This is a genomic window from Streptomyces sp. NPDC002788 (assembly GCF_053592115.1).
Map to the genome: position 1 here is coordinate 148,988 of NZ_JBSFVB010000013.1, position 15,907 is coordinate 164,894.

16 protein-coding genes and 3 pseudogenes are annotated in these 15,907 nt (G+C 66.8%); 8 read left to right on the top strand and 11 right to left on the bottom strand.

Going from position 1 to position 15,907, the window contains the following annotated elements:
- Window positions 1-19: 19 nt before the first annotated feature.
- The 9 genes and pseudogenes from ACWD1U_RS24265 to ACWD1U_RS24305 all read right to left on the bottom strand — a co-directional run bounded on the left by ACWD1U_RS24265 (window position 20) and on the right by ACWD1U_RS24305 (window position 5,973).
- A pseudogene (locus tag ACWD1U_RS24265) lies at window positions 20-1,184 on the bottom strand (site-specific integrase).
- Window positions 1,184-1,372 carry a helix-turn-helix domain-containing protein gene (locus ACWD1U_RS24270; protein ID WP_451110449.1) on the bottom strand — a complete coding sequence of 63 codons (189 nt, stop codon included), beginning with the start codon at window positions 1,370-1,372 and terminating at the stop codon, window positions 1,184-1,186. The pseudogene ACWD1U_RS24265 and the gene ACWD1U_RS24270 overlap by 1 nt, the downstream one beginning before the upstream one ends.
- Window positions 1,369-2,358: pseudogene (gene repSA / locus ACWD1U_RS24275) on the bottom strand (replication initiator protein RepSA); the annotation flags it as partial. The gene ACWD1U_RS24270 and the pseudogene repSA, both read right to left, overlap by 4 nt.
- Before the next feature lie 207 nt (window positions 2,359-2,565).
- Window positions 2,566-2,889 carry a SpdD-like protein gene (locus ACWD1U_RS24280; RefSeq protein ID WP_451110633.1) on the bottom strand — a complete coding sequence of 108 codons (324 nt, stop codon included), beginning with the start codon at window positions 2,887-2,889 and terminating at the stop codon, window positions 2,566-2,568.
- Window positions 2,890-3,081: 192 nt separating this feature from the next.
- Window positions 3,082-3,273: a mobile element transfer protein gene (locus ACWD1U_RS24285; RefSeq protein ID WP_451110451.1), complete on the bottom strand. Its 192-nt coding sequence runs from the start codon at window positions 3,271-3,273 to the stop codon at window positions 3,082-3,084.
- A gap of 1 nt (window position 3,274) precedes the next feature.
- Entirely contained in the window at window positions 3,275-3,469 is a 195-nt protein-coding gene (locus ACWD1U_RS24290) for a hypothetical protein (RefSeq protein WP_451110453.1), read from the bottom strand.
- 19 nt (window positions 3,470-3,488) lie between these two features.
- Complete coding sequence (locus tag ACWD1U_RS24295; RefSeq protein WP_451110455.1) at window positions 3,489-4,178, bottom strand: DUF2637 domain-containing protein; 690 nt, start codon at window positions 4,176-4,178, stop codon at window positions 3,489-3,491.
- An 83-nt stretch (window positions 4,179-4,261) separates the two neighbouring features.
- Window positions 4,262-5,617: an FtsK/SpoIIIE domain-containing protein gene (locus ACWD1U_RS24300; RefSeq protein ID WP_451110456.1), complete on the bottom strand. Its 1,356-nt coding sequence runs from the start codon at window positions 5,615-5,617 to the stop codon at window positions 4,262-4,264.
- Window positions 5,618-5,619: 2 nt separating this feature from the next.
- On the bottom strand, window positions 5,620-5,973 hold the full coding sequence (locus ACWD1U_RS24305) for an SCO3933 family regulatory protein (protein ID WP_451110458.1): 354 nt from the start codon (window positions 5,971-5,973) through the stop codon (window positions 5,620-5,622).
- Between the two features lie 159 nt (window positions 5,974-6,132).
- Between ACWD1U_RS24305 and ACWD1U_RS24310 the strand changes: the two genes are divergently transcribed.
- The 3 genes from ACWD1U_RS24310 to ACWD1U_RS24320 all read left to right on the top strand — a co-directional run bounded on the left by ACWD1U_RS24310 (window position 6,133) and on the right by ACWD1U_RS24320 (window position 7,813).
- Window positions 6,133-6,864, top strand: a complete 732-nt coding sequence (locus ACWD1U_RS24310) for an XRE family transcriptional regulator (RefSeq protein WP_451110460.1) — start codon at window positions 6,133-6,135, stop codon at window positions 6,862-6,864.
- 92 nt (window positions 6,865-6,956) lie between these two features.
- Window positions 6,957-7,427 (top strand): NUDIX hydrolase, encoded by a 471-nt coding sequence (locus tag ACWD1U_RS24315; RefSeq protein ID WP_451110462.1) that lies wholly within the window; start codon window positions 6,957-6,959, stop codon window positions 7,425-7,427.
- Between the two features lie 107 nt (window positions 7,428-7,534).
- Window positions 7,535-7,813, top strand: coding sequence for a hypothetical protein (locus ACWD1U_RS24320; protein WP_451110464.1), 279 nt, complete (start codon window positions 7,535-7,537; stop codon window positions 7,811-7,813).
- Window positions 7,814-7,840: 27 nt separating this feature from the next.
- On the opposite strand, the gene ACWD1U_RS24325 is transcribed toward ACWD1U_RS24320, so the two are convergent.
- The gene (locus tag ACWD1U_RS24325) at window positions 7,841-8,392 is read right to left on the bottom strand and encodes an HD domain-containing protein (protein ID WP_451110466.1); all 552 of its coding nucleotides are present in this window, start codon (window positions 8,390-8,392) and stop codon (window positions 7,841-7,843) included.
- Window positions 8,393-8,509: 117 nt separating this feature from the next.
- Window positions 8,510-10,331, bottom strand: a pseudogene (locus ACWD1U_RS24330) (IS481 family transposase).
- Between the two features lie 721 nt (window positions 10,332-11,052).
- Between ACWD1U_RS24330 and ACWD1U_RS24335 the strand changes: the two are divergent.
- The 5 genes from ACWD1U_RS24335 to ACWD1U_RS24355 all read left to right on the top strand — a co-directional run bounded on the left by ACWD1U_RS24335 (window position 11,053) and on the right by ACWD1U_RS24355 (window position 15,882).
- The gene (locus ACWD1U_RS24335; RefSeq protein ID WP_451110467.1) at window positions 11,053-11,295 is read left to right on the top strand and encodes a hypothetical protein; all 243 of its coding nucleotides are present in this window, start codon (window positions 11,053-11,055) and stop codon (window positions 11,293-11,295) included.
- Between the two features lie 193 nt (window positions 11,296-11,488).
- Complete coding sequence (locus ACWD1U_RS24340; RefSeq protein ID WP_451110469.1) at window positions 11,489-12,100, top strand: hypothetical protein; 612 nt, start codon at window positions 11,489-11,491, stop codon at window positions 12,098-12,100.
- A 744-nt stretch (window positions 12,101-12,844) separates the two neighbouring features.
- The gene (locus tag ACWD1U_RS24345) at window positions 12,845-13,987 is read left to right on the top strand and encodes a TIGR02391 family protein (protein WP_451110471.1); all 1,143 of its coding nucleotides are present in this window, start codon (window positions 12,845-12,847) and stop codon (window positions 13,985-13,987) included.
- Between the two features lie 439 nt (window positions 13,988-14,426).
- Window positions 14,427-15,335: a NucA/NucB deoxyribonuclease domain-containing protein gene (locus tag ACWD1U_RS24350; RefSeq protein ID WP_451110473.1), complete on the top strand. Its 909-nt coding sequence runs from the start codon at window positions 14,427-14,429 to the stop codon at window positions 15,333-15,335.
- A 19-nt stretch (window positions 15,336-15,354) separates the two neighbouring features.
- Window positions 15,355-15,882, top strand: coding sequence for a hypothetical protein (locus tag ACWD1U_RS24355; RefSeq protein WP_338781954.1), 528 nt, complete (start codon window positions 15,355-15,357; stop codon window positions 15,880-15,882).
- Window positions 15,883-15,907: the final 25 nt, after the last annotated feature.

Here is a 15,907-nt window from a genome sequence, read left to right on the forward strand (position 1 = left end):
ACCAATAACGGGACAGCCTTTAGCGCTCCTGATCGCGCTTGAAGATGCCGTCCATGACCACGGCCCCGGTCTGGATCACGGGTCGGATCTACTTCGGTAAACCTCCTCGGTCACGGCCGTGCCGGAGTGGCCGACGAGCCGAGAGATCTCCTCCAGTGGGACGCCACGGTCGGACAGCAGCGACACGAAGCTGTGCCGGAGCTCCCGAGGCGTCCACTCGTCGGCGTTGATCCCCTCGGCGTCCTTGAGCCCCTGGCGGAAGGCGCGCCGCACGTTGGTCGCGTCGAGCGGCTTGCCGACGGCCGACGAGAAGACCAAGCCGTGTTCCTCCCAGCTATCGCCAGCGGCGAGCCGCTCCCAGCCCTGGTCCTCGAACTGCTGCCACAGGACCTCGACACAACGCGCCAGCAGAGCGAGTGTCGCCGGGACTTCCGGGTCTTGGTGTCCCCGCCTCGCCGGACCGAGCGCCACACAGCGATATGCGGGGGCTGCGGCGGATCGGCGTACGGCCTTCCCTTCAGGAAGACGTGGTCCCAGGTGAGTGCCCGCAGCTCCTCGGTACGGGCCCCGGTCAGCAGGGCGACGACGATATACGCGTGCATCGAGGTCCCCTCGGCCGCTTTGAGGACCGCCTCAGCCTGGGCGAAGGTGAGCGCCTTGGACGGCCGTCCCGGCTGGCCCTGAGGTACCGAGCACAGCTCGACGACGTTGCGCTTCACCTTGTCGCGCGCCATGGCCCGCTTGACCGAGCGGTTCAGGCAGGAGTGGATCGCCTCCAGCGTGCGGGTGCTGAGGGTCTTGGCCTTGGCAGCCAGCCAGCGGTCGACGTCTTCCGCACTGAGGTCGCGGAGCTTTCGGGCGCCCAGAGCGGGGATGACGTGGTTCTGGCTGAGGATGGTGCAATTCTCGACAGTACCCGGGTCACGACCCGCCAGGCCGTAGGCAAGCCAGTCGTTCACGGCGTCGGCGACGGTGTAGCCCGTGAGCGCGATCGCGAGACCATCCTCGTGGTCCCGCAATACCTCCTTGAGCTTGTTCTTCGCCTCTGTCTTGGTCTTGCCACTCCCCCGCTGCACAATTCGCTTGCCGCTCGGGTCGAAGCCGAGGTTCGCCGTGGCGATCCAACGCTGTCTCTTCTCGTCCCAGTGGAGCCCACCGTCACCGCGGCTGCGTCGCTTGGTCATCAGGCGGCCTCCTCCAACTGGTGCTGGATGAAGTCGCGTACGGCCTCGGCAGGTATCCGGCGGGCTCCGTCGATCTTTATGGAGGCCAGCCGGTGCGTACGTATCAGGTCGTAGACCTTGGAGCGTCCGACTTTGAGCCGCGTCATGACGTCCGACACCGTCAGCAGTTCAGGGGTGGCAGTGGTCATGCTGCGGCTCCTTCCTGGGCGAGTTGGTCGCGTAGGGCTTCGCGGGCGGTTTCGCGGTTGAGCTGTAGGTCGCGGGCGATGGTGGCGGCGAGGGCGGATTCGCCGGGGGTGTGGCCGTGTCCGGCGTACTGCCAGTCGGCCAGGACCAGGACGGTGTCCGGCTCCCGGTCGTCCAGGCCGAGGGCGGCGTGTTCCTGGGCCGCGCGGTAGTCGGCGCGGACCCGGCGCAGGGTGCCGAGGGTGGTGGAGTAGCGGCGGGATTTGGAGGAGAAGTGGCCGCGGAAGCCGAGCATGTGTGCCCAGGCCCACAGGCGCCGGTCGGGGTAGAGCGGGTCGAGCTGCTTGCAGGCCTCGATGAGGCGGCGGGTGTGGTCGGGGACCTGGTGGCGGTCGAGTTCGGAGAGTTCGCCGATGCGGCGGTCGAGGGTGCCGGTGTTCTCGGCGGCCTTGGTGGCGTACTTGGCCACGTAGGAGGCGACGGCCTGTTCGGTGATGTCAGAGCCGTCGCCGAAGGCCTTCACGGGCCTCACGTCGAGCTGGGTGCCCCAGCGGAAGGTGCGGGCGGGCTGGTCTTCGGTGGCCGGGACGGAGACCGAGGTGTAGGAGTGCGCGGCAGCTGCACGGATCGCCTCGGCGAGGAGATCGACCGTCGCCCAGGACGGCGGGGCCGTTTCCGGTCCGTCGGGGCCGTCGATGCGGATCACGGCGTGGAAGTGCAGGGCGCCGCGCTTCTGGAACTCGGCGACCTTGCCGTAGGAGAGCCGGGCGCACTCTTTCAGCTCGCGCTGAGTGATGCCGGCGCGGGCGGCGATCTCTCGGCGGAGCCGGTTGGTGAAGCGCTGCCAGAGCTGCCCGGCGTGGTTGTTGAACAGCACAGCCCCCGCGTAGTCGTACGTCGCCGGGTCCAGGGCGGTGCCCAGTTCCGGGGCGTCTGGGGCGTGGTGGGTGCCGCAGCGGCATGCGCCGTGGTCGGGCCGGTTGTGAACACGACGGTGATGGTCTGCAGGTGGCCGTGCCGGTCGCGGCCGCCGGTGGTGATGGCGGCGGAGGCGTGACCGTCGCAGTTCGGGCAGATACGGGGCGAGGTCGTGGTGCGGTCGGTCATGCTGGGGGTTCCTTCCGGTTGTGAGATCGGACAGGGGCGCGGCTCCCGGGCGGCGGATGCTTGGCGGTTGAGGCCGCCCGGCGGCCGGTCAGCGGCGTTTGGCGTCGGCGTTGATCAGGGAGCGGATCACCAGGGCGCAGATGGCGAGCGAGGCGCCGGTGATGGCGACGGCCAGGAGCATGGAGACCAGGACGGCGCCGACGACCAGGACCACGGCGGTGCCGACGCCGACGAGGGCGAGGGCCGTGCCGGGGGTGAGCTGCACCGTCGGCCGAGACGGCGCGGGGGCCGGGGCCACCGGGGCGGGCTGCGGTGTCTGAGCGGCCGGGACGATGGTGGTCGGCTCGACCACGGCGGGCGGGCTGACGTGGCCGGTCGGCGTGGGCATGGTCGGGATCTTCGGGCGGAACATCGGCGGTTCTCCCTTCCGGGGGCGGTTACTTGATGAAGGTGTCGATGGCGGGGCCAGGACGCTGTCGGCGAGGAGGAAGCCGCCGAGCAGCAGGACGGCGATGAGCCAGGCGGGCGGGCGGATGAGCTTGACGCCGAGGTAGCCGACGACGAGCAGCGCGAGCCAGAGTGGTACTTCCATGGCGGAGGCCTCCTAGCGGACCTTGCAGCGGTGGGTGCGGGCAGCGAGCTGGGCGGCGGACTGTCTGGAGTAGTCGGAGGACCAGCCGCACCGGTCGGCGGTGCACACGGCGGCGTACTTGGTCTGGCCGTGGCGGTCGCGGTGGGTGCCGATCTGCACCGGCCCGATCCGCATCACGGAGTGGAAGTGGTCACGAGCGGGCATGTCAGTCGGTCTCCTCTCGGGTCAGGGCCGGGTCGGGGAAGGCGGCGCGGATACCGGCGGCGGTGGCCGGGTCGGCGGTGCGGCGGGCGGCTTCCTCGGCGAGCAGGTACGCGAGGAAGGGCCGGTTCGCGGCGGCCATCTCGTGGGCGGCGTTGAGGTGGTCGGCGGCGGTCAGGTCGGCCGGATCACTGGTCATGGCGTATCTCCCTTCGATGTCAGGCGAGTTGGGCGGCGATGGCGTCGGCGAGCTGGGGCGGGACGCCCAGGCGGGCGCGCAGGGTGTCGGCATCGATCGGCGTACCGGTACGGGCGTGGTGGTCGTCGGCGACCTTTCGGGCGTGGTCGACCAGCGCGGCCGGGACCGGCACAGCCGGAGCAGCGGCGACCGGGGCAGGCTCTGCAGGAGCGGGCTCGGCAGCCGGGAGGGCCGGGGTGTCGTCGACCGCCGGAACCGACTCAGGCTCTGGTTCGGTCTCGGTGACCGGCTCAGGGTCCGGCTCGGTGACCGGGGCTGCGGGTGCCGGCGGTTCCGGAACCTGCTCGGTGGTGGAGTGGGCGAGGAGGGTGCCGCCCATGAAGGCCAGGGCGGGCCAGGCGGCGACCAGGATGCGCAGCCAGGCCGGGACGTCAGTCAGGTCGAGGAGTCCGGCGGTGGCGACGTTGGCGCCGAGCGAAGCAACAAGGGCGATCACGAACCAGCACCAGGCCAGCCGTGAGGGGCCGTCCGAGCGGAGTCGGCGCCAGGCAGCGACCAAAAGCAGGTCGACGCTGATCGGGTAGGCCCAGGCTTTCCAGCCGTCCTGTCCGGCAGCGGCGGCGAGGTCGTGGAGGTGGGCGAAGGACAGCGCCCCGGCGATGACGGCCTGGACCAGGACGGCGTCGACGCGGAGAGCGGGGCGGGCCATCACGGCTCCTTCCTGTGATGTGGCATGGCGGGGGTAGGGACCTGGCGCGAAGCGGTCACGCCGACCGGTGGAGCAGGGGAAGGTCAGGCGGTGGCGGGAGCTGTCTTGGACAGCGGCACCCGGGCCGAGGGCAGTGAGCCAGTCGCGGGCCGGTATGCGGCCAGGGCAGGCACGTCGGGAGTGCGGTCGGCGTGCCTGTTGCAGACGTTCACGGCCTGGCGCAGCGAGGTGTGCGGGGCGCGGATGCGGTGCCAGCCCCCGGTCGAGTCACCGGCGATGGCCAGCCCACGTGTCTCGGCGGGGATCTGGATGGCGGCTAGGACGGCGTCCGGGGCGATGTCGCCGAAGGCCATGTTCGCGGAGGTTTCGTCGTTGACGCGGTGGGCGGTTCGTCCGGTGAGCTGGGCGCGGAGCATGGTGATGCCCTTGCCGAGTTCGGAGCCGAAACGCTGCCCGCAGATCTCCAGGTAGATGCCGGCCGCGCGACCGAGCTGGGCGAGACGCACGAGGGCGGTGATGATCCGGTCCCGGCGCTTCGCCTCCTCCCTCGAAGCGAACAGGGCGAGTTCGGCGACCTCGTCGACCAGGACCACGACCGGGACCGGTCGGATGTCCTCGGGCAGGTCCCAGATGTCGGCGGCGATCTCCGCATCCGGCACCGCGACACTGATGCGCTGCTCCGCCCGGATCAGCTGATACACCTCCTCCATGTGAGACACCAGCGCCTCCAGCAGCACAAGGGCGGTATCAGGGCTGTCGGCCAGGGCGGAGAACCGGCGGGCCAGCGGGAACAGCTCGACGCCTTGCTTGCAGTCGATGCCGACCAAGGCGACGTCCATCGGGGCGAGCCCGGCGACCAGGTTGCGCTGGTAGACGGATTTGCCGGACTCCGTCGAGCCCAGGGTCAGGCCGTGCGGGACGGCGCGGTAGTCGCGGTAGTGCACCGAGCCGTCCTCCCGCAACGCGACCGGAACCCGCATCGGACGCGTGTCGGTCTTGGCAGGCATCTGGACCTGCTTGAGCACGTCGTAGCCGGTCATCCGCACCTCGACGACACCGGAGCGGACCTCTCGGGAGGTCACGCCGTACATCCCGAAGGAGTGCCGCAGCCGGTCCGTCGCCGCCGACACGTCGAACGCGTCCTGTCCCGGTCGGAGCTTGAGCCGCAGGACCAGGCCGGTCCGGGTGGGCCGCAGCCGCAGGATGCGCGGCACACGGGACTCCGGAACCGGCCGGTGGGCCACCCGGGCCAGAGCCAGCCGCCAGCGCGAAGGCGGAACGGTGAGCCCGCAGGCGTCCATGACCGAGGCGTAGCGCACCAGGACCCGCACGGTCGCGACGATGACCCCGAAGGTCAGCCAGTACCAGGCGGGGCGCCGCCACCGCAGGAGACCCGCAGCAGCGACGACCACAACCACAGCGACCATGAACCAGGTCATGATCAGGCCGCCTCGGACGCCGAGCCGGTGGCGGCCAGCGAGGTCACGGCGACCGCACGGAACGCGATCCCGTGGCGCTTCTGGCCGTTGAACTCGTTCTCCCACGCCGAGGCGACCAGGCCGGTCAGCGCGACCGGGGTGCCCATAGTCAGCTCCTCGGAGACGCCGGGCTGCGGGACGGTGAGCTTGAGGATCTCCACCTCATCCGGCGTGGAGAACATGACCTCCACGGTCATCAGCGTGACGCCGTCCTTGTCGGTGGCGATCTCACCGGTGCGGCGGTCCTTGACCTTCGGCTGCGGAGCCTTGGCGACCATCACGGTGGCGTTGGCGGTGTCGACGGGAATCTGACGCATGGTCTGTCTCCTGATTTTGGAGGGCTGTTCGAACCGACGGAACGCCGGTGAGATCAGGAGACCGCGAGAGGCAGTGGACGTATCACGGTCCGTTTGGACGTTTAGGGACGTCTGAGTCATCGTCAAAACGTCCCCCACACGTCCTATGGAAGGACAGCCATGGCGAACGAGCGTCTGCGCGCGGCAATTTCAGCGAAGGGCGAGACCATCCAGTCCCTGGCTCAGCACGTTGGGGTCGACCCCAAGAGCGTGGAACGCTGGATCACGACCAACCGCACACCGCACCGGGGACACCGCTGGAAGGCCGCGAGCTTCCTCGGCGCCGATGAGGTCTACCTGTGGCCCACCGTCGAGAAGCAGGCCGAGTCCGCCAGCACGTCCGAGCTGATCACGTACTACCCCCACCGGGGCGCGGTCCCGGCAGCGCTGTGGTCATCGCTGATCGAAAAGGCGAAGGACCAGGTGGACATCCTCGTGTACGCGGGGCTGTTCCTCTTCGACAACCACCCCGACCTGCCGGACCAGTTGGCGGAGAAGGCCAAGGCTGGGGCCCAGGTTCGGGTCCTGCTTGGCGACCCCGACTGCGAGATGGTCCGCCAGCGCGGTGAAGAGGAAGGCATAGGGGGCGACCTGGCCGCACGTGCCCGAACCACGCGGCGCTACCTCGAACCGGCCATGACGACGCCCGGGGTAGAAGTCCGGTTACACGACACGATCCTCTACAACTCGATCTACCGGTTCGATGACGACGTCCTGGTGAACCCGCACGTACTCGGAGCACCCGCCGGGCAGAACCCCGTGCTGCACTTCCGCTACATCCCGGGCGCCCGCACGTTCCGGCACTACATGCGCAGCTTCGACTACACCTGGGAGCGCGGCCGACCCGCATAGGCAAGCGGCGACACGTTGGATACCCGGGCTGCGGGCGCCGGCGGAACCGACGCCTGGTCTCCAGCCGACGATGAGCGTGCGACGCTGGAGTCATGGCCCGAGTCGACTACTTCAACGATCCGAACGCGCCGAAGGCGAACAGCATCGTGCCATCCGTAACCGCGGTGGCCCTCAACGACGCCGGGGAAGTACTGCTGATCCACAAGACGGACAACGACCTATGGGCCCTGCCCGGCGGCGGAGTCGACGTCGGCGAGTCGGCACCCGATGCCGCCGTGCGGGAGACCAAGGAAGAGACCGGATTCGACGTCGAGGTGACGGGCCTGGTCGGCACCTACACCAACCCGGCTCACGTCATGGCGTACGACGACGGCGAGGTACGCCAACAGTTCTCGATCTGCTTCCGAGCACGCATCGTCGGCGGCGAGCTGCGCACGAGCAGCGAGAGTAAGGAAGTGGCGTTCGTGCATCCCAGTCGGCTGGACAGCCTGAACATCCATCCGTCGATGCGGATGCGGGTCGATCACGGCCTGAGTGACCGGCCTGAGCCCTATGTCGGTTGATCGTCTCGACCACTAAAGCTGATCTAGGCAGTCCCCAGAGGAACCAGGTGGCGAGGCCGCATGATGAGGCCTCGCCACCCTCACCAGAGAGAGTGAGTATGGGAGACATGACCGCTAAGGCGCGGGTGGCGGATCTTGTCATCGCGTACGCGGCCCTGGTCGACGCGACCAACGCGTGCGACGCCCTGGACGAGGTGGTGGTGGCCGCCGACAGTTGGGCTTCAGCCACGGATCTCCTCCGCGCCTGCGGCTACCTCAAGGTCCCCAGGCGGGCCATGAGCAAGAAGATCCCGGCAGAGGCAGTCGAAGCAGCCCTCACCAATCCCGGAACGGTTTTCCGGAAGCGCTTCATGGCGGACACACCGTGGACACCCGCCGCCAAGTGAGAGTAAGGCCCTCCAAGAACCTTGGACTCATTCATCTAGGCGAGCGAGCGTCCGCCCGACAGCGGCGCCGAGGTACGGCCGCGCCTTGCTGATGGCGTTGTGTACCTCGCTACCCGGCTCGTACCGCTCCAAGATCTCATCAATGCGGCTGTCGAAGACGAAGGACTGTCCGGCCGGGCCGGTCGTCATGTCCGCGTAGATCAGCGCGTCCAGGACCGGAGAGTCCTCTCGGTCGTACACGGCCAACTCGGCGGTCAGGCCGCGCTGCTCAGCCTCGTACACAGCACCGGAGTGGTGAGCGACCAGGCGCACGAGCCGGGATGGCGCACCAAGCGTCTCCAGATACCGCGCACCGTCGAGGGGATGAAATCCCGTCTCTCGCAGTTCTGGCGCGTAGCCGATGTCATGCAGCCACGCGGCAGCGACGAGCAGATCACGATCATCCTCGGACACTGCCGCCGACGCTTCGCGGGCACGAGCCGCAACGGCCTGAGTGTGCAGCCAGCGATTCCCGAGGGGAGGCAACAGCGACTCGGCCAGCTCGGCCGCTCCTTGAGGCGTGTCTAGAGCAGAGGACATAGATCGCACGGTAGCCCAGTGGGCAGGCAGCCGACAGCCCCGGACCAGTCCAGGGATCTTTGTCTAGTCCCAGGTGATGTTTGACGTTCTGGTCCCAGCTGATGCTTGACGGTGGGCCTAGACAACATCGGAAACCTTGTAGGGCTTGTTCGCTTTCACGTTGCGGACGGGGATGTCAGTGGTTCGCTGGATGACGCGGGCCTGACCGTCCAGTTCCACGGTGATCGTCGACTCCGACACGTGCATGATCACGGTTTGCCCCGCGCAGGGTCGGCCGAGGTGGATGACCTGTCGGCAGACCATGACCGTGCCGACCGCGCTGACCCGCCGCTGGACACGGGCCGGCTCCACCCGGGGCCGGGGCGGCGGGCCTGCGGGCCGCAGGCCGTGCAACCTCTGCACCTCCTCGCTGGTGAGCGGGTTGGGCCGCACTCGCAGCAGCTCCCTCGAGGACGGGTCGAAGAACGACAGCGTGGCCTCGTCGATGCGGACGCTCACCCGGCGCCCGCCCAGGATCTCCGCCGCCAGCACCTGGCGCCCGCCCAGACCCACCAGCCCGTGCTTGTTCACCATCCGGTCCACCTCGAACGCAGCACCGTCACCCGCCGGCAGCGGCGACGGCCCTGCCGCACGCCCACCCCGGGCCGCCAGCTGAGCCAGATCCGCCACCGACAGGTGCGACCGCACCGACTTGACCCGCGCCCCAGCGATCAGTAGATGAATCACCTGCGTGTCGGCCCAGAACGTCACCGTCAGCCCCGAGCGGGCCGGGCCCAGCCAGAACTGCTTGCCCGCGACCTGCAGATTCCCACTCGCAGGCACCACCCGCTCGAACTCCACCGGCCCGCCATGCTCCACCGGCAGGTGGCCAACCGGCTCCTGATCCGACAGCTCGGGCATGGCCGCGACCGGCTCAGCCGACTCCGCGGCCGGGGCCACCTCCGCCGGGGCCGTCCGCTGCTGCGGGACGAGCGCGAGGACCCCGGGCACCTTCAGGCCGAGCACCGCCCGCTCCTGCTCCGGGACAGGCGTGAACCGGTCCGAGGGGCTCTGCATCTGAAGCGCCTGATGCGGCCGGACGGAGTTGTAAATCCTCCACCCACGCATCCAGCGCCTGCTGAGCCGCCTCAACGCTCTCGAACACACCGCAGTCGTCGAGGAGTTCACGCCGCAGCGTCTGATGGAACCGCTCGACCTTGCCCGTCGTGGTCGGCGACGCCGGCTGGGTGAGGCGGTGCGCGATGCCGTTCTCCCGGCAGATCCGGTCGAACAACACCTCACCCCCCTGCCCGAACCGGTCGGTGAACTACTTCCCGTTGTCCGTCAGCACCTCCTCCGGCACCCCGAACCTCTGTATAGCCCGGGCGAACGCCGCACACACCGCTCGCCCGGTCGCCCGCTCGACCACCGAGGCGATCACGCAATACCGGGAATGATCATCCACACCCGTCACGACCTTGGCCTCGGTCAACTCCCCGGTCACCGGGTCGACCAGCATCACGCCGCCGACGATGTCCATCTGCCACAACTGCATCGCACTGTCCCGCTGCCAGCGCTTGTAATCGGACCGCTTCCGGCGCCGAACCCCCGGCTCCACCAGCCCATGCCGCACCAGAATCCGATACACCGTCATCCGCGACGGCACCGGCGCCACCGCCCCGGACCGCTCCAGCACATGAGCGATCCGCCGCGGGCCCCACCGAGGATGCTTGCGCCGCAGCTCACACACCGCCGCCTCCACCTCGGCAGACGCCTGATGCGGACACGAGGCCGGCCTGCGCGAACGATCCACCAAACCCGCCAGCCCCGAAGCCTCATACCGGGACTTCCACCCGCTCACCGTCTGCCGCGACACACCCAGCGACGCGGCGACCTCCGTCACCGTCGAACCCGCCAGCACCGCCAAGACAGCCCGGTATCTCTGCTCGACAACCGACAACTCCACCAGCGCCAATCCCGGCCTCCCCACACGCACCGCAACGACGCGCACAGCAAAGCCGAACACGGCCACTGTCAACCATCAGCTGGGACCGAAGTGTCAAGCATCTACCGGGACCGGACAAAGTCCAGGGATCTTGGCGCGGTAAGACTTTCCCTACTTCATCAAGGCGGCTCGCTCCGCTCACCGCGCGCGGCCCGGCCCCCGGCCGGGCCTGCGCTCCTGTCTCCGCCCCGCTCCAGCCCGGCCGGCGCCCGTGCCGCGCATTCAGCAATCAGCCGCCTGACGCCAGAGAAGAGGTGCATCGTGGCTGGGACGGTCGGCTCCACGGCCCAGCTCCTGTTGCAGGTGCAGGGCCACAGACCGAGCATGGAAGAACAGGATATGGCGGGTGGCGGCACGGATGGCGCGAACATAACTTCCATCTGCGACCGAGCCTCGGAGTTTTCATGAAGCGGAAGAGGGTTTACTCATACGCTTCCACACTGCTTTACGCCTAAATCTTCCTCGAAAAGCTAAGCCCGAGCGCGGATCATCTACTACATTCGAGCGAAGAACTGATCCCTGCAGAATTCAACACCTCAAGAATGGCGCCAAAGACATCCATTATGCCACTTTACGCTTGGCCTGAGACGCAAATCAGAATCTGCGGCCACAACTTCGAACAGGCCTTAAAATCTTAATCACTTCCGAGTCGCATCAAGGAAAAGGAGTAGGAGAAATGGCTACAGAAAGCGGCTGGAACGGCGACTGGTTCCCCCTCTCCGGACAGCACATCTTCGACCACCAAAAGCAGCAGATCGCAGCCGTATCACGCAACCCCGAGCAGCTCGACCTGTTCGTCATCGGCTTCGACAACAAGGCCTACTCCCGAGCAGCTCGACCTGTTCGTCATCGGCTTCGACAACAAGGCCTACTCCACCTTCTGGAGCGATCCGATAGGGCAGGCGCGTCGCGCGATTGAATCTCATTGGATCGCAAGGGGAGGACCGCTGTCCAAAGTTGGGCTTCCTATCGGAGGCGCGATAACCCCACATAGACTTAACGGCGGATACCAAGCGCAATTCCGCTCCGGAGGAATCAAATTCCTCCACCACGAACCGGGCCATCCGGCACAGTTTGAAGAAACACCCGGCGACTGGGTCCGTGTATGGTGGGTGGGGCTTGAGTGCGCTATACGCCAAGAGGCCGAGGATGAAATCTACGGCACTGTGTACTGCCATGCTCCAGGCCGGACTGCGAAAGCGAATGTCTCGATCTTCCCCGGCGGCAATGGGACGCTGGAAATGGGCAAGCCCGGTGCGCGCGTCATCCAGACGAACGAGCTGCTTTACGAGGGTCCGCTTGTGAACGTGACTCTTGGAGCCACGCTAATCGAGAACGATTCTGGGGACGTCGAGGAGATCTCAAAACAGGTAGCTGATAAAATCGTGGAGGCCAGTGGGGCTCTCTTGGCTGGCCTCACTGGGATTCCAGCAGAGGCTGTAAACAATCAGACTTGGTACAAGGAAGGCATTGGAACCATCGTAGGATTGGTCCTAGATGACATCTTCGGTATCGGTGACGATGCCTACCTGCCCACAGCAAAGCTCGTGCCGTGGCAAACGCTGGCTCGGTTCGCTCCACCAGGTAGTTACCAGCGGCCGGGTGAGCCACAAGTCATTAATGCCTTCAGTGACGTCCTCGATGCCTCTGGAGTTGACGACGCCGGAGATCGGGGCCATTACCGGTTCTTCTTCCTCTTCGAGCACGCGAACCACCCCGGCTAACGATGGCCCCCCGTGAACTCGCCGACGATCACCCCTATTCGACGGTAGTTGCCTTGACCGCAGGTCTTGGCAACTACCGGGGCCCCGTCACAGCACGTGCCGATCGTCGTGTCTTGCTCTGGCCCACGGCACTGGCAGCGTGGTGGAGGCCGGTGGGGGTGCAGCGAGGCATACGCGTGCGTGGTCGGCTGGCGCACCCGCCGTCGTGGCTGGCTGTCTTCGGCTGAGGTTCGTGCCACTGCCGTGCCAGATGCGGCGGTCAGCCACAGTCAATCAGGGCTTCTAGCAGTCGATTTGCCGGGCGCCTCGCCAGTCATCGAAGCCCCAGGTCACTGGCACTGCACTCCTGCCTCTCTCCTAAAGCGGTGATCAGTCGGCTTGTGGACCGTAGACGCGGCAGGAGCAGGGGAAAGCGGTCGTCGCCGTTGCCGGTGTCATCCTGCTGTGGCCCGGCTCGTCTTCCGCGCCCGCAGCGCCCCCCTCGGACCAGATCAAGGCCGCCGCGCAGTCCGCCTAAATGCCTCACCGGACGCGGGATACGTGGCCCTGGTGAACCCGCAGCCACCGGCAGGACGCCCGACGAGGCGCAGTGCTAGGCCGCATGGGCAACCTGCTGGAATGAGAAAAGCAGGGCCTTCGGCAGGCGATGTGGATGCACGGCTGCGCTGATGATCCCACCCCGTAGACCAGTACCTCAGTAGTAACCTGCGAGCAGGTTCAGGCTCGGACGCTGGGGGAAAGCACGTGATCGTTCGGACCATTGCGCCGGAGGGAATGCCGCGGCCCACCGGGGAGGATGGCCATGTCCTTCTCGACGTGGTCTGGCAGCACTTCTCTGCCTCCCTTCGCTGGCCGACCTTCGATTACGTGGATCGGAAGCTGTATGCGTCGGGCCTGAAGTTCGAAGAGGCCGTGCAACAGCTGTGCCCTGCACTGCTGCGGGGCGTAGACGCCGACCTGTGGCGGCTGCCGCAGGGCCCAACGGAGCTGTCTCTGACGGTCGCTGGCGCTGCGAACTGCGCCAATACCCTTATCCCCATCAACGGCGTCCTCGTCATGGTGCGGACAGCGGCCTCGATCGAGCCCCACTATCAGCCCAAGGAGCCCGGTGCGCTGCCAGAGCTGCGGCCCGACGACCTTCCGCCTCCAGTGGATGACGTCGATCTGGCGTTGCTGACCAAGAAGAGCAGGTTCGTTAGCTTCGCGCTCGCGCTGCATGAGCCCTGCTTTCGCGGTGGCGGCCACAACCTAGACAATCTCGATTGGACGCTGCGCTACGACCGGGACATTCGGCCGTTTGCTGGCGTGCACCGACTGGATGAGTACTGGCGCATCCGTGAGCAGATGCTGGGGCCGGCGCGGGTTGAGGCTGACAACACGCCCTTCGGACAACGCCCGGAGCCCACTTTCGCTCCGAGACTGACAGCCGTCCCGGTCGGATCAGAGGGCGGGAAGTCGACGGAGGCCATGGAGGTCACCTGCATGCTGCATCCGCTGATCGCGGAGGTCGCCGCCGAACGGTACAGCGGAGGCTTCTACTACGACGCGGTCAGGAGTGCCCTGCAGGCGGTAGAGCACCGCGTGCAGAACCTGGCCGGCACCACCGAGGTCGGTGAGAGGCTGATGGGCTTCGCCTTCGGCAACAAGCCGGATCCCCCAAAGATCACGGCGACCCGGTCCACGGGAGGCTCGCTGGAGAGCGAGCAGAACGGTATGCAGTTTCTGTTCAAGGGCGCGATGGGCGCCCTGCGTAACCCTCGCATGCACGGCCCGGACGAGAAGGACGCCCGCGACGAGGCCGACGAAATGCTGGTCTTCGCCAGTTTCCTGATGCGACGCCTCGACATCGAGGACGAGCAGCGTATCGCCGCCTCATCGAGTCCTTGATCGCGTGCTGCCTTTAGGCTGGCTGCGGTCGTGGGGCCCGGTCGCCTGGAGGGCCCGTGAGGCTGCGCGAACCGGCTCAAGCGGGTGTCACAGGTTCAACGCCTGCTACGGGCACGAGGACGGGGTGAACTCAGAAGGGTTGCCTCTCAGTCTGGCCCTTCGTCGTGTTCGGGTGTGCCACACGCTACGCGGTGCTGTTCGATCGTCAGGAGCGTCGGTCGAACCATGTAGACAGCAGGCCCGCGACGGTTGCGCATAGCAGGCCGACGGAAGCAAGCACGGCAGGAGCTGTGATCTCTGGTGCTTGTTCGAGGCTTACGAGTTCGATGCGCTCTCGAACGTGGACAAGGTCGCCCCAGGTGCTCTCGCTGGGTACTTCTCGTTCCAGCCTTGGATCAAATCCCGCTTCGAGAGCTGCCAGAAACGTCCATTTGACCTGGTGCTGCGTGACATCAGGGGTACGACCACGCTCGGCCGCCTCAAGTTCGACCAATGGGTTCTCGGCTTCGCCTACGACGGCAGTCGGCGCGTCGACTATGTCGCCAGCATCGAGAATATATGGGTCGAGCCGATACCCAGCGAAGATGCCACGAAGTGGCGGATCGGCCAGCACTTTCACCACAGCATCAACGCATCCAAGAGCGATCCGGATCCCAAGGTGACCGCGCCGCAGACCGTGAACCGCGATGAACTGCTCGGCGTGTGGGACACCAAGCCCCACTGGAACCTCACCTACACCTCCCCGGACAAAGGCGCCTTGTTCGACCAGGGCAACCAGCAACGCGTCCTTTCGACCGTCACGATGGACCTGAGCGCTAGCTCCCCCAACTCCGCCCCGTACTTGGAAGGCAGCAACGTCTACAACTCCGGCGTCCGCTATGACTACGCCGGTAAGGTCGCGGGCAAGTACAAGGGCACCGTCTTCACGAAGGCGCGTGTGGAACTCGTGATGAGTCAGAAGGACTCGGCGGTCAACGAAAGCGCCGTGCACATCTACGACGCCCTGAACCGCCCCGAGCGCACCTTCCCCTCCTGGCCCGGGCAGAGCGTTCCGGGATCGAAGGAACCCCTGCGCCGAGTCGTCGATCCGAAGAAGATCGAAGACAATCGCAAGAAGTCCATCAAGGAATGCAAGAAGGTCTGGGGCGACTACGCCGGCAGCAGCCTGGAGTGCGACGAGTACCCCTTCGCCTCCACCAAGGAAGGATCCACCAAGGGCGACAACCGCTTCTCCGTCCGGCTGATCGACGGCAAGGACAACCGCAAGGGCGGAGAGCGCCTCAACGAGATGTACACCCTCAACCGCGTCCTGGACGGCGACCCCTTCTACGTGAAGATCACCAACTAGCAGGAAGACACCACTGACCATGGCGCTTCTCGCCGAACACAACGTCACCGCTACCCCCGGCCGCCGCGTGCTGGAGGTCTACGACGCGGACGCCTACCTCGGCGACGAAGCAGCCATGGACGCCGCGGAGACACAGGTGGTGGCCGGCAACGGCTACCACCTGTACCTCCTCAGCCTGCAACCGGACATGAAAGTCCAGATGACGATCCGCATCTGGGACACCCCACCCACCCCGCCCGCCGAGGCCGAAGGCCACACCGACGTCAGCCTCGAATCCGAGACAGGCGTCCTGGTCGTCGGCCAACTCGACCGCGGACCCGCCGACGAGATCACCCTGCCCCGCCCCGGCGTCTATGAAGGCCACGCCTGGTGGCAGAACCGCCAAGCAGCAGCCGACTACTACAACACCACCCTCGACCAACTCACCGACGACTCCCCCGAAGACCAGCTCACCGAAGCCTGGAACAACTGCCCCGTCACCGAACGCTACGTCCTCGACCTCGCCTACACCCGCGAGCTCGAACCCGTCGATGAAGACGACCTCTGAAATCCGTACGGGCCGGTGTGACAGC

Excerpts from the sequence above, each read along its gene's own strand:
- ACWD1U_RS24270 (WP_451110449.1), bottom strand. The coding sequence starts at position 1,372 with ATGACCACTGCCACCCCTGAACTGCTGACGGTGTCGGACGTCATGACG.
- ACWD1U_RS24290 (WP_451110453.1), bottom strand. The coding sequence starts at position 3,469 with ATGACCAGTGATCCGGCCGACCTGACCGCCGCCGACCACCTCAACGCC.
- ACWD1U_RS24315 (WP_451110462.1), top strand. The coding sequence starts at position 6,957 with ATGGCCCGAGTCGACTACTTCAACGATCCGAACGCGCCGAAGGCGAAC.
- ACWD1U_RS24320 (WP_451110464.1), top strand. The coding sequence starts at position 7,535 with ATGACCGCTAAGGCGCGGGTGGCGGATCTTGTCATCGCGTACGCGGCC.
- ACWD1U_RS24335 (WP_451110467.1), top strand. The coding sequence starts at position 11,053 with ATGGCTACAGAAAGCGGCTGGAACGGCGACTGGTTCCCCCTCTCCGGA.
- ACWD1U_RS24280 (WP_451110633.1), bottom strand. The coding sequence starts at position 2,889 with ATGTTCCGCCCGAAGATCCCGACCATGCCCACGCCGACCGGCCACGTC.
- ACWD1U_RS24285 (WP_451110451.1), bottom strand. The coding sequence starts at position 3,273 with ATGCCCGCTCGTGACCACTTCCACTCCGTGATGCGGATCGGGCCGGTG.
- ACWD1U_RS24355 (WP_338781954.1), top strand. The coding sequence starts at position 15,355 with ATGGCGCTTCTCGCCGAACACAACGTCACCGCTACCCCCGGCCGCCGC.
- ACWD1U_RS24300 (WP_451110456.1), bottom strand. The coding sequence starts at position 5,617 with ATGACCTGGTTCATGGTCGCTGTGGTTGTGGTCGTCGCTGCTGCGGGT.
- ACWD1U_RS24310 (WP_451110460.1), top strand. The coding sequence starts at position 6,133 with ATGGCGAACGAGCGTCTGCGCGCGGCAATTTCAGCGAAGGGCGAGACC.
- ACWD1U_RS24295 (WP_451110455.1), bottom strand. The coding sequence starts at position 4,178 with ATGGCCCGCCCCGCTCTCCGCGTCGACGCCGTCCTGGTCCAGGCCGTC.
- ACWD1U_RS24305 (WP_451110458.1), bottom strand. The coding sequence starts at position 5,973 with ATGCGTCAGATTCCCGTCGACACCGCCAACGCCACCGTGATGGTCGCC.
- ACWD1U_RS24325 (WP_451110466.1), bottom strand. The coding sequence starts at position 8,392 with ATGTCCTCTGCTCTAGACACGCCTCAAGGAGCGGCCGAGCTGGCCGAG.